Raw genomic sequence first — 13,121 nt, forward strand, 5'->3', positions numbered from 1 at the left:
CTTATTCGTAAGAAAGAGGGGGATAAAATGAAAGAGAAAAAACCATTTTATATTAATGGGTATATTGGGATTCTGGCTTTAGTTGTAATTCTATTGTTGGGTATTTTTTTATTTTTTAAAGGAGTATCGAATGATCAATTTTCTAGTGTTGTAATAGCGATTATATTATGGGCTATTGCACTATTATTTTTGAGTTCTATTACAATTATTCATCCAAATCAAGCCAAGGCAATTTTATTCTTCGGCCAATATTTAGGAACGATTAAAGAGAGTGGGTTGTTTATTACGGTCCCATTGACTGAAAAAATTGATGTTTCATTAAAAGTAAAAAACTTTAATAGTTCGGTTTTGAAGGTCAATGATTCAGATGGCAATCCGGTAGAAATTTCTGCAGTGGTTGTTTATCGAGTAGTCGATACGGCAAAAGCACTATTTGATGTTGATCGCTATAATAATTTTGTTGAGATTCAAAGCGAAACAGCAATCCGCCATATTGCTACACAATATCCATATGATACCTTCAATGAAGGTGATTTAACCTTAAGAGGTAATACTAACGAAGTGTCGAATGAATTGAAACAAGAATTAGATGAACGTTTGTCAGTTGCGGGTGTTGAAGTGATTGAAACACGCTTGAACCATCTAGCTTATTCAACTGAGATTGCCAGTGCAATGTTACAACGTCAACAAGCAAAAGCAATATTATCCGCGCGTCAAACAATTGTAGAAGGTGCTGTTTCGATGACACAAATGGCACTTGAACAAATTCAAGACGGGCAAGAAATCAACTTCACAGATGATCGCAAAGTTCAATTAATTAATAATTTACTTGTATCGATTATTACGGATAAAGGAACACAGCCAGTGATTAATACAGGAGATGTTTCTGAATAGGAGAACTATCATGACAACTTTATACATGAAACAAAAGCTTATTTCAATCGGTGAAAAATTTACGATTACTGATGAGCAAGGTAAAGCTAAATATTATGTTGAAGGTAGCTTAGTCAAAGTACCTAAAACTTTTACTATTTATAATAATAAAAAGAAAAAAATTGGAAAAGTTAGCAAACAACTAGTCTCTATTTTACCTAAATTTCACGTTATGGTCGAAGGTCAGGGTAGTATGACAATCGAAAAACAAATTAGTATCATCAAATCTAACTACAAAATTAAAGGAAATGGGCTATCGATTAAAGGTAATTTATTAGATATGAATTTTTCATTAATAAAGAATGGACGAAAAGTAGGTGCCATTAGTAAAAAATGGATAAGTATCGGTGATAGCTATGAAATTAATATTGTAGACCCCAGTTTAGAAGAAGTAATGGTTGCGCTTGTTGTAGCAATTGATTACGTGAAAGCAAGCAATGCTAAAAATAATCAAACAGAAAATAATTAGTTAATAAATAAAGAAACGATGTATAATGACTTAATTATATGTCGTTTCTTTATTTATGTGTAAAAGTTCGAAGAAATATGCGAATCATTGTTAAACTTATACATTATTTAATGAATAATGATACATCGTTTGTTATAATTGAATTGTGATTAATATACTAACGGATGGAAAGGATACGTGATTTTTTGAAAAATTTTGTTACTGAGGAACATTTAAACGAGGCACTAAATACTTTATCAACTTTAATTTCATATCCATCGGTTTTAGATGAACAGGCAACAGCGACTCCTTTTGGACAAGACATACAAGATTGTTTAGAAGCAGCGTTAGCATTTTTTGAAAAAGAAGGGTTTGAAACATATATAGATCCGGATGGTTACTATGGTTATGCTGAGATGGGTGAAGGTGATTTGTTTGCGGTATTATGTCATTTAGACGTGGTACCAGCGGGTGACGTTTCTAAGTGGAGCGTTGATCCATTCAAAGCTGAGATTAAAAATGAAGCTATCTATGGTCGTGGAACACAAGACAATAAAGGGCCTGCTGTCGCATCATACTATGGCTTGAAATCTGTGTTAGATCAAGGGTATCAATTGAATCAAAAAGTTCGTTTTATTTTTGGGACGGATGAAGAAAATTTATGGCGTTGTATGAATAAATACTGTGCCGAACAACCTGTTGCCAAAATGGGCTTTGCACCAGATTCTAAATTCCCTTTGAATTTTGCAGAAAAAGGACTATTACAATTTCACTTAGTTGGTGAAGGACAAGAAGAATTTGGTCTAGAAGGTGGTAAAGCTTTAAATGTAGTACCAGAATTAGCTATTTATACTGGTCCACAAATTGAACAAGTCATCGCTAAACTTGATGAACTACACTATGACTATAAACAAACAGAAACAGGTATTGAGGTATACGGAAAAGCAAGTCATTCAAAAGATGCACCTATTGGTATAAATGCAGTGACACGTTTAGCTGAAGCATTGGTCGCACTATATCCTGAGAATAAAGCTTTGTCATTACTTGGAGATGTGATTAAATCTGATGCAAATGGTATTAGCGCAATTGGAGAAGTAAAAGACGAACCCTCTGGCTTAATGACAATGAATGTTGCCAAAGTGACGCTATCACCAGATGAAACAAAAATTAGTGTAGATATTCGCTATCCTGTAACATTAGAAAAGGAAGAACTGGTTAGCAAATTAAAAGAGTTAGCATCTAAATTTGATCTAAGTTATGAAGAATATGATTATTTAGCTCCTTTATATGTACCGGAGGATTCTGAATTAGTGTCTACCTTATTAAGTGCTTACCGCGATGTGACAGGTGATACGAAGAGTCAACCTATTGCTTCAGGTGGGGCAACCTATGCACGTACTATGCCAAATTGCGTAGCCTATGGTGCAATGTTTAAAGATACGGTGGAACTATTCCATCAAATTGATGAATGTTGGACATTCAATGACATGAAACGAGCAATGACGGTGTATGCCGAAGCATTTTATCGTTTATGTGTGACGAAATAAAAAAGTGCGCCTCATGAGGCGCACTTTTTTAATACTTATTAACAACCTGCTTTCCAAATGGCATTAACGCTAAACCGGCTAATTTAAAAGATTGTTTGGCGAATGGAATACCTATAATGGTAATCATTAAGATTAATCCACTGACTAAATGTCCAAGGGCAATTGGAAGGCCACTAAAAATCAGCCAAATGATGTTGATAATAAAGTTAAAACCACCACCTGTATCGATTACTTCTTTTCCAAAAGGCCAAAAACTCAGACTCGCTAATTTAAAGCATTGCAAGCCAATCGGAATGCCAATAATTGTAAGACACCATAAAAGTCCTGCAGCTAACCAAGCTAGACCTCCAATGAATCCACCAAATATAAACCAGATAATATTACCTAAACAGCTCATTAAATCACTCCTTAATTGAATCTTCTAGAAAAAGTGTATCATTTAATGTTCGCCATTGATATGTTTAACATTAAAAATCATTCTTTAGCCGTAGCTAAATTCATCTATTAGTCTTATAAATAAAGAGTAAAAAGACAAATTATTAATAGTTATTATTAACCGCACATTAGAAATTACTAAAACTCGAATATTTTTTGATTATTCCGAATTATTGGACTGTTTTTTTGTCTAAAATTATTGTAGGATAAGAAGGTAAAGTTGTAAGATAGGGGGATGTTTTTATGAATCGTTTTCATGAATTTAGTATCAAACATGAATTTGTTACACGTAGTTTGATTATTATTGTGTCATCAGTTATTGGTTCAATTGGTTTAAATATGTTTTTAATTCCGGCCAATGTTTTTTCTGCAGGGGTAAATGGGGTGGCACAATTAGTTTCTGGTTTTTTAAGTATGAATTTTAATCTTTCTATCGATACAGGTATTTTGATTTTCTTACTTAATATTCCAATATTTTTAATTGGTTGGATAAAGTTAGGTGCTAAAGCGACTATTTATAGTTTTTTCTCAGTATTAGCTTTTTCGTTATTTGCTTTAATCATACCAGTTCAAGAAATCATTCAAGATCCGTTACTTAATTCGATTATTGGCGGTATATTAATTGGGATTGGCTCAGCTTATTGCTTGAAATATGGTTTTACTACAGGTGGTTTTGATTTGCTATCTGTTATTATTTCAAAAGTAACCGGGAAATCTGTGGGTAGCATGATGTTTATGATGAACTTATTAGTGATTGCTGGAGCTGGCTTTTTATATGACTGGAAACAAGCGATTTATACAATTATTTCTATTTATGCGTTGAGTATTGTTGTAGATAAGATATATACAAGTGGTCATAAGTTAACAGTGTTTATCGTGACAGGTAAGGAACAAGAAGTATTAGATGTATTTAAGAAAAATATTATTCGTGGGGTAACTGTTTTACCTGGTAAAGGTGGCTATTCAGGCGTGGATCGTTCTTTATTAATGGTAGTCGTTAACCGATATGAATTATATGATATTGAAAAATTACTGCATTCTGTAGATGAAAATGCTTTTGTAAATGTTATAGCTACCGAAGTTGTTTTAGGGGAATTTTGGACACAAGAACAACAAAAAGCAGCATTTGCATTAGCTAAAGGACAAACAGAATAGTATACTACTAGTGTGAAAACTAATGATAAATAACATGATAGAAAAGAGGGACTTCAATGTCAGAACAAAATTGGACAGAGGAACAAATCGAAGATATTAAATCACGTATTTTAGCAGCACTTGAAACAGTAATCGATCCTGAATTAGGTATTGATATCGTCAATCTTGGTTTAATTTATGAAGTTGAATTTGGTACAGACGGTAATTGTTTGGTTAAGATGACCTTAACCACTATGGGATGTCCCTTAGCCGATGTCATCACAGAAGAAATTCACGAAGCATTGAAAGATGTGGAAGAAGTGAAGAACACTGAGGTGAAATTAGTATGGTATCCTGCTTGGACAACGGATCGTATGAGCCGTTATGCGCGTATTGCTTTGGGTATTAGATAACCGTAGTTCAACTTTAAGTATTGCTATATAAGGGGTTGTCCGCCCTTATATTTTTTTTATCCACTCATTAAGTTAGATGTCCATGTCAAACAGTCGGACTCAGGGTACCCCGAGTGTACGAGTAAATATTTTGTTGTGTTATAGATTAATAAGTCGTTTTTTTCTTTGATTAAATCATAGGAAAGGACGGCTTTTTTGTATAATTAGTAATATAAAAATGGATGTTATATAATATTTCTAGCTTTGATTATTGGGAAATACAGGAGGATTATATGAAAAAACAGCGTATTGTCTATTATTTGATACTATTATTATTGCTAGGTGTGTCAGGATATAGTTTTTATCTTTCTAAGCATTATCATCAGGAGTTAAAGATGTTGACTAATGATTATCAAAAACTAACGGATAAGTTTAATATTCGAGATAAAAAGTATCAAGAACTAGAAGAAAAACTTATGAATGAAAAGTCAAAAAACAATGATTTGGAAGAGAAAGTCAAAAAAATATCTAAAGATTTTTCTGAAATCGAACAAGAGTTAAGCAATTATAAGAAAGAGCTCAATGATTACCGAAGTCAGGAAAATCTCAACCTAGAAAATCAGTCTATTGTTCAAACACCTTCCAGTCCGAATGTAGATCCTATTTCTGAAAGAGATGCGTTTGCAGCAACTTTTAGAACGGAACATGGAAGAGAACCTTCATCAGGAGAAATTCAAATGTACTGGTTAAGGAAACAAGGACTAGCAGAATAATCATAAAAAAAAAGAATATGCTATAATAAGTGAAAACAAGTAACATAGGGGGAACAAATGAATTTTAAAACAGCACTATTGTCAATATTAGATGAAGATAGGCTAGTAAGTATTTCTGAAGAAACTGTTGAACGATTCAATTTGCAGGAATCGACTCAGAAACGTTTGGATAAGTTAAAGAGCTTTGTTAATAGCATTCAGTCTATTAGCGATGATATAAATGAATCCTCTATCGTCAAACTGATTCAAGAGTTTGACGACGAGGAAGATGAGGATGAAGAAGGGTACTGGCGTCCATTCCTATATGACGTTCAAACAGAAGAAATTTTTCCAATTGATTTGATTCCGTTTGAAGAATTATTTACTTATCAAGTAGAAGGATTAACAGACGATATTGGATTATTATCGGAAGTGATGGTTGAATTGACCTTTGATGGTTTTACAATCGAAGAACAGCAAATAAGCATTATGACATTTGAAGATTCTTTAGCCTCACTAGAATAAAAGTTAAACGAGAGTGGCAATTGCTTCTCTCGTTTATAAAAAAATATTCGTTTATAAATGGTTCTTATAATGTAATGTTACGTTAGTGATAACTAGGAGGGATAAAATGGTACGTCCAAAATCAAAGGAATCGTTATGGCAACAAGCAGAAGAAAATTTTGACAAACTACAAAATACTATCAATCAAATGACGTTGGAACAGCAATTAGAACCATTTGGATTCACCGAAGATTTTTTAATGACTAAAAAAGAGTCTCACTGGCGCCGTGATGGAAATCTACGAGATGTTTTGATTCATTTGTATGAATGGCATCAACTTTTTCTAAAATGGGAGAGTGCTAATAGCCAAGGTCAATCGATTCCGTTTTTACCTGAACCTTATAATTGGAAAAATTATTCACAAATGAATGTTGAATTTGTCACTAAGCATCAAGAAACTTCCTTATCTGAAGCGAAAGAATTGTTAGCAACAAGTCACCAACAAATGATGGCTATCATTAAGCGATACTCAAATGAACAATTGTTTGAGAAACAGCAGTATAGTTGGACAGGCAGTACGACATTAGGCAGTTATGTGATTTCTGCTACATCCAGTCATTATGATTGGGCAAATAAAAAACTTAAGCAACAACTCAAGTTATTAAAGAGGAAATAAGGGGTATTTTTAATAGTGATTGACATTAGTGAAAGCGTTTGATATATTTTATATATAACATAAATATTTATGAATGCCGATGGATAGTAATTGTTTATAAATGACAAGCTAGACCTGATGCCGAGATGTAAGACCGCTTTTTTGCTGTGTCTAATCTTGTCATTGGGTCTTTTTCTTTTTATCGGAACCATCATAAAAATATAAGAAAGTGAGTGAAGATACATGGGATTTCCAACTAATTTTTTATGGGGCGGCGCAACAGCAGCGAATCAGTGTGAAGGAGGTTATAACGAAGGTGGTCGAGGATTAGCAAACGTTGACGTTGTGCCAATTGGTAAAGATCGTTTTCCAATTATTGCCGGTGTTCAAAAGCATTTAGCCTTTGATGATGAGCATTTTTACCCTGCAAAAGCGGCCATTGATATGTATCATCGCTATAAAGAAGATATCGCCTTATTTGGTGAAATGGGCTTCAAAGTATACCGACTATCAATCGCTTGGAGTCGTATTTTCCCTAAAGGTGATGAAACCGAGCCAAATGAAGAAGGTTTAGCTTTCTATGAAGATTTATTTAAAGAATGTCATAAACATGGGATTGAGCCATTAGTTACGATTACCCATTTTGATTGCCCGATGCATTTAATTACTGAGTATGGTGGTTGGCGCAATCGTAAGATGATTGGTTTTTACGAAAACCTTTGTCGTGCATTATTTACGCGTTATAAAGATTTGGTTAAGTATTGGTTAACCTTTAACGAAATTAATATGATTTTACATGCGCCATTTATGGGGGCAGGGATTGTTTTTGAAGAAGGTGAAGATAAAGAACAAGTTATTTTTACTGCAGCTCATCATGAATTAGTAGCCAGTGCCGCGGCTACAAAAATCGCTAAAGAAATTAATCCAGATAATCAAATTGGGTGCATGTTGGCAGCGGGTAATTATTATCCTTATTCATGTAATCCTAACGATTACTTTTCAGCGATTCAAAAGGATCATGAGAATTATTTCTTTATTGATGTTCAATCTCGCGGGAAATATCCTAATTATGCACTTAAAGAGTTGGAACGTAAAGGTATCAAGCTACCGATTGAACCAGGTGATTTAGAGTTGCTAGCTGAAAATACAGTAGATTTTATTTCGTTCTCTTACTATTCATCTCGTACCGTCTCAACCGATCCAGTATTAAATAAAGAAACAGAAGGAAATATATTTGCCTCACTAGCCAATCCGTATTTAGAAGCTTCAGAATGGGGATGGCAAATTGATCCACTTGGTTTAAGAAGTACCATGAATCAAATTTATGATCGCTATCAAAAGCCATTATTTATTGTTGAAAATGGTCTAGGTGCAGTAGATACGCCCGATGAAAATGGTTATGTAGTCGATAACTATCGTATTGACTATATGCGTGAACATATCAAAGCAATGAAAGATGCTATTGATCTTGATGGGGTGGAGTTGATGGGCTATACTTCATGGGGATGTATCGATTTAGTATCAGCTGGAACGGGTGAAATGAAAAAACGTTACGGGTTTATTTATGTTGATCGAGATAATGAAGGAAACGGTACGTTGAAACGTACGAAGAAAAAATCATTTGATTGGTACAAACAAGTAATTAGCTCAAACGGAGAAGTCTTAGGCGACTAATTATTAAACGCTATGCTTAATCAAATAAGCATAGCGTTTTTTGTGTTTAAATATGAAAGAAACTTTTATATTTTTTTGAATAAATTGGAGCTATTGCTAAAGAAATCAACAGAAATAAGGTATAATAGCATAGAATGAAAGGAGGAGCGTCGATGAAACACGACTCCGTGTATGCTGTTGTCGATTTAGAAACAACAGGCACCAATTCAAAAGAGGATAAAATTATTCAAATTGGCTGTGTTTTTGTACAAAATGGTCAGGTTATTGACATCTATCGTCAAGATATCAATCCTCGAATTAAATTAACTAAACAAATTGAATCGTTAACAGGTTTAACGAATGAACAATTAGCTAGCGCTCCTTATTTTGAAGATGTGGCAGCTGAATTAGCACAAAAATTATCAAATTGTGTATTTGTAGCGCATAATATTTATTTTGACTATCAATTTTTAAGTCAGGCTTTTGTCAATGCTGGATTTGATCCCTTGACCCTTGAAGGGGTTGACACAGTGGAGTTAGCACAAGTTTTTTTGCCAACTTTAGCAAGTTATCGCTTATCAGATATTGCTGACTTTTTAGATTATCAACATGACCGACCTCATCAAGCTGACAGTGACGCATTAGTGACAAGTGAGCTACTTATTTATATCGAAAATAAACTATCAACACTACCTATTTGTACACTTGAAAAAATTGTGAGTTTAAGTGGTGTTCTTGGAAAAGAAACCTCTGATTATTTAGTCATGCAGTTAGAAGTATTGAAGAAAAACTATCGATCATTATCTCCGGATATCCATGTTGTTAATGGTATGGCGTTATACAAAAAGCCTGATATTAGCGCATTATATCCTGAAAAAAACGTAAAAGAATTTCCTTTAGGGATAGAAGAAAAGCAAAAAGCTTATGGAGAATGGTTAGAAGTACGTGAAAGCCAATCCGAGATGATGGATGATGTGTATCAATTTTTTACTGAAAGAGAAGAAGAGAATAAAAATTTTGCCATTGAAGCACCAACAGGTAGTGGAAAGTCATTTGGCTACTTGTATCCTATGAGCTACTTGGCAACGACTGATAATCCAGTCGTTCTTAGTACCACCTCTATTTTATTAGAACAACAATTAATTAATGAAGCCATTCCACTGGTCAATCAGGTTAATTCTAATAGTTTGGTTGGCACGATGATAAAAAGTTCTCGTTATTTTATAGACTTAAATAAATTTAATGTGACACTTCAATTTCCAACGAAGCAAAAACAGTTTGCTATACATCAAATGAGTGTGTTAATTTGGTTACTTGAAACCCAAACCGGTGATTTGACAGAATTAAATCTTGCTAATTTGGATCATCCATTCTTTAGACAAGTTAAGCATTTCGGGGAACGTTTTGTGCCTAAAAACTCTCCGTTCTATGAAGAAGATTTTTGGCGCTACTTGAAGAATCGTGCGAATCATTCAAATGTGTTAATTGTCAATCATGCCTTTCTGATCAAAGAAAATTTCCGTGAGTTTCCATGGTTGCCATCTAGCGATTACTTAATTATTGACGAAGCCCATCATTTACCAGAAATTGCCGAAAAAATGGGGCGAGAACAGCTGGATTTTTCTAAATTAAAGTTTGTGTTTCATAAGTTAACTCATTTTGAAGAAGTTAGAGACAATTGGGCTAAAATTAAACAAGATAAAGATTGGCCGATTAAACATCAGCTAGTAGATCAAATTATAGTAGAAGCTAGCCAAGTAGTCGATAATCTAGAATCTGATATTGTTGAAACAGCTCTATTAGATGCCAAACTTAATTTGAATGAAGAAATTGTGTTGTCACAAGAACAATTGGAACAACTACCTATCTATGTGATTCAAGATATTTATCGCTTGATTCGATTATTAACAGATTTAAACGCCCTAATTAATCAGTGTCGTGATTTTTGTTTAATACATTGGGATAAATGGTTGCCAAGCGAACAATTAAGTATTCAAGCATGGTTAGATTATCAAGATGAACTCGAGACTATTCAGTCATTTGTGACAGATTATATTCAAAACGATAGTGAACAAGTTGTGAAATGGTTATATATTGATAAGGAAAAATATCAAATAACATTGTATAAAAGTGACGTCGGAGCATCTCTTATTGAAGAGACGACTTGGTTTGAACGTTACAGAAAAATATTATATACAGGCGGCACACTATCAACTGGAGAGCATGATAATTTTCTTGCTAAAAGTTTAGGAATCGAATATACTCCAATGGTAAAATTTAAAGGGACATTCGATTATGCCAAACAAGCCAGACTTTACATGCCGACAGAAAGTAGACAGTTCACCAATCTTTCGACCACTTACTATGAAAAGTATGTGGCACAAACTATTACAGAAATTGCTAAAGACAATTCTGTTAATGTACTGGTTCTCTTCACATCGCTTGAAATGTTAAAAAATGTTTATCATATGATACAACCGACATTAATGGATCGTAGCATAGAAACACTGGCACAGGGGATTTCTGGATCTAGGGAACGAATTCTCAAACGATTCACTAAGCAAGGTGGTCAAAAAGTTCTGTTAGGAGCAGATTCTTATTGGGAAGGCGTGGATTTACCCGGAGATGCATTAGAATTAATTGTCGTGGTTAGAATGCCTTTTGAATCGCCAGACAGACCATATGTGAAAGAAAAATTACGTCTCTATCAAGAGCGTGGTTTAGATGGTTTTCAGCACTATTCTTTACCAAAAGCCATTTTACGTCTTCGTCAAGGGATTGGTCGGTTAATTCGTAGTAATGAGGATCACGGTGCTATCGTTATGTTAGATCCACGTATTCGTACCGCCAAATATGCTAAAAAAATTCAGCAAGCATTACCTGAAGGATTGGTCTTAAAAGAACAGCCATTAAAGGCTATAATGAAAGAATTATCTCAGTTTATTGGGAAAAGTAATAATAGGTAAATAATGGAGGTTCAAAAATGCATAAAAAAATAATGACAGGTATTGTCGCATTGTTAGTGTTGATAATAGCCGGAAGTGTGTTGATTTTCTTTAAATCTATTCAACCCTATCGTCAAGCAGAGAAAGAGGCCATCTCTTTTGCAAAGAAACATGTGGATATTGAGACGGTAGATGAATTTTATTGGTTTAATCGTAAGGAAACAAATTTTACATTAGTCGGTAAAACCTCTAAAGGAAGTGAAATCGTCGTATTTATTCCTGAAAGTGGCGATAAGATTAAGGTGATGAAACAATCAGAAGGCATTAACTATGATCAAGTGATGTCACTGATTCATAAAGAATATCAACCTAATAAAATTTTAAAAATGAATTTAGGGATGATTAAAAATATTCCACAATGGGAAGTCGTTGTCCAAAATGAAGATGAAAGTCTGACTTACTATTTAATTGATTTTGAATCAGGGAAAATGACATCGATGATTGAAAATGTTTAGAAATTGGAGGAACCAACGATGAATTTATCACAAAGAGCAAGACAATTAACACCTTCAGCCACACTTGCTACTGCTCAAAAAGCAATGGAATTAAAAAAAACCGGTGTTGATGTTATTAGTTTAACGTTAGGACAACCTGATTTTGTCACACCAATTAATATTCAACAAGCAGCTATTTTATCAATTGAAAATGGCGAGGCAAGTTTTTATGCACCATCTAATGGTATTTACCCATTACGTCAAGCGATTATTGATCGGATTGAAACAGATCACGGCTATCGCTATTCATTAGATGAGGTAGTGGTGAGTGAAGGGGCAAAATTTGGTTTGTATGCGTTATTTCAAGTTTTATTAGATAAAGAAGATGAAGTGATTATCCCAGTGCCTTACTGGGTTAGTTATGCTGAACAAGTCAAACTGGCAGATGGGACACCTATTTTTGTTGAAGCAAAAGAGACGAACCAATTCAAAGTGACCGTTGAAGATTTAGAAAATGCGAGAACAGACAAAACCAAACTTGTGATTATTAATTCACCATCTAATCCAACGGGTATGCTCTATTCAAAACATGAATTAGAAGCAATTGGTAATTGGGCAGTTAAACATAATGTCTTTATAGTAGCAGATGAAATATACGGTCAATTGATTTATAATGGCAATGAGTTTACGTCAATGATTGAATTATCTGATGCTATTCGCAAGCAAACATTTATTATTAATGGGGTATCAAAAAGCTACGCGATGACAGGTTGGCGTATAGGCTATGTACTAGGTGATAAAGAGGTAATTAAAGCAATTAATACGATTAATAGTCAATCTATTAGTAATTGTGGAACCGTTAGTCAATATGCTGCAGTAGAAGCACTGAGTGGCCCTCAAGTATCCGTTGAAACGATGCGTAAGTCATTTGAAGAACGATTAAATACCATTTATCCATTAGTTGAAGCCTTGCCTGGTGTTTCAATTGAAAAACCAAAAAGTGCCTTTTATTTATATCCAAATGTTAGACAAACTATGACACTTTGTGGGTATGACAATGTCACAGCATTTGTTGATGATTTATTAGAAGAAGCTCATGTGGCAGTTGTAAGTGGTGAAGGGTTTGGAACAAAAGATCACATTCGTATTAGTTATGCAACAAATATTGAAACAATCAAAAAAGGTGTGGAAAGAATTGCATCTTTTATTGAAAAAAAGCAGAAATAACG

The 13,121-nt window shown here is 34.0% G+C and carries 13 protein-coding genes; 12 read left to right on the forward strand and 1 reads right to left on the reverse strand.

Features of this window, described 5'->3' with window-relative positions:
• Window positions 1-27 precede the first annotated feature (27 nt).
• The 3 genes from E4Z98_RS04490 to E4Z98_RS04500 all read left to right on the forward strand — a co-directional run bounded on the left by E4Z98_RS04490 (window position 28) and on the right by E4Z98_RS04500 (window position 2,928).
• Window positions 28-894, forward strand: a complete 867-nt coding sequence (locus tag E4Z98_RS04490; protein ID WP_135254789.1) for an SPFH domain-containing protein — start codon at window positions 28-30, stop codon at window positions 892-894.
• Window positions 895-904: 10 nt separating this feature from the next.
• The gene (locus E4Z98_RS04495) at window positions 905-1,402 is read left to right on the forward strand and encodes an LURP-one-related/scramblase family protein (RefSeq protein ID WP_167790940.1); all 498 of its coding nucleotides are present in this window, start codon (window positions 905-907) and stop codon (window positions 1,400-1,402) included.
• Window positions 1,403-1,587: 185 nt separating this feature from the next.
• Window positions 1,588-2,928: a M20 family metallopeptidase gene (locus E4Z98_RS04500; protein ID WP_167790939.1), complete on the forward strand. Its 1,341-nt coding sequence runs from the start codon at window positions 1,588-1,590 to the stop codon at window positions 2,926-2,928.
• Window positions 2,929-2,956: 28 nt separating this feature from the next.
• Here E4Z98_RS04500 and E4Z98_RS04505 read toward each other — a convergent pair whose 3' ends face one another.
• Complete coding sequence (locus tag E4Z98_RS04505) at window positions 2,957-3,325, reverse strand: YccF domain-containing protein (RefSeq protein WP_135254786.1); 369 nt, start codon at window positions 3,323-3,325, stop codon at window positions 2,957-2,959.
• A 281-nt stretch (window positions 3,326-3,606) separates the two neighbouring features.
• Here E4Z98_RS04505 and E4Z98_RS04510 point away from each other — a divergent pair, with 281 nt between their 5' ends.
• The 9 genes from E4Z98_RS04510 to E4Z98_RS04550 all read left to right on the forward strand — a co-directional run bounded on the left by E4Z98_RS04510 (window position 3,607) and on the right by E4Z98_RS04550 (window position 13,119).
• Window positions 3,607-4,518, forward strand: a complete 912-nt coding sequence (locus E4Z98_RS04510) for a YitT family protein (RefSeq protein WP_135254785.1) — start codon at window positions 3,607-3,609, stop codon at window positions 4,516-4,518.
• A 56-nt stretch (window positions 4,519-4,574) separates the two neighbouring features.
• Window positions 4,575-4,910, forward strand: coding sequence for a metal-sulfur cluster assembly factor (locus E4Z98_RS04515; RefSeq protein WP_135254784.1), 336 nt, complete (start codon window positions 4,575-4,577; stop codon window positions 4,908-4,910).
• A gap of 272 nt (window positions 4,911-5,182) precedes the next feature.
• Window positions 5,183-5,662: a hypothetical protein gene (locus E4Z98_RS04520; RefSeq protein ID WP_135254783.1), complete on the forward strand. Its 480-nt coding sequence runs from the start codon at window positions 5,183-5,185 to the stop codon at window positions 5,660-5,662.
• Window positions 5,663-5,719: 57 nt separating this feature from the next.
• Window positions 5,720-6,166: a hypothetical protein gene (locus E4Z98_RS04525; protein WP_135254782.1), complete on the forward strand. Its 447-nt coding sequence runs from the start codon at window positions 5,720-5,722 to the stop codon at window positions 6,164-6,166.
• 106 nt (window positions 6,167-6,272) lie between these two features.
• Window positions 6,273-6,821 carry a ClbS/DfsB family four-helix bundle protein gene (locus E4Z98_RS04530; protein WP_135254781.1) on the forward strand — a complete coding sequence of 183 codons (549 nt, stop codon included), beginning with the start codon at window positions 6,273-6,275 and terminating at the stop codon, window positions 6,819-6,821.
• Window positions 6,822-7,043: 222 nt separating this feature from the next.
• Window positions 7,044-8,474 (forward strand): 6-phospho-beta-glucosidase, encoded by a 1,431-nt coding sequence (locus E4Z98_RS04535; RefSeq protein WP_135254780.1) that lies wholly within the window; start codon window positions 7,044-7,046, stop codon window positions 8,472-8,474.
• 152 nt (window positions 8,475-8,626) lie between these two features.
• Window positions 8,627-11,419, forward strand: a complete 2,793-nt coding sequence (locus E4Z98_RS04540) for a helicase C-terminal domain-containing protein (RefSeq protein WP_167790938.1) — start codon at window positions 8,627-8,629, stop codon at window positions 11,417-11,419.
• Between the two features lie 17 nt (window positions 11,420-11,436).
• Window positions 11,437-11,913 (forward strand): cell wall elongation regulator TseB-like domain-containing protein, encoded by a 477-nt coding sequence (locus E4Z98_RS04545; RefSeq protein ID WP_135254778.1) that lies wholly within the window; start codon window positions 11,437-11,439, stop codon window positions 11,911-11,913.
• A gap of 18 nt (window positions 11,914-11,931) precedes the next feature.
• On the forward strand, window positions 11,932-13,119 hold the full coding sequence (locus E4Z98_RS04550; RefSeq protein WP_135254777.1) for a pyridoxal phosphate-dependent aminotransferase: 1,188 nt from the start codon (window positions 11,932-11,934) through the stop codon (window positions 13,117-13,119).
• The last annotated feature ends 2 nt before the right edge of the window (window positions 13,120-13,121 follow it).

The organism is Vagococcus xieshaowenii (assembly GCF_004792515.1).
Lineage (GTDB): Bacteria > Bacillota > Bacilli > Lactobacillales > Vagococcaceae > Vagococcus_A > Vagococcus_A xieshaowenii.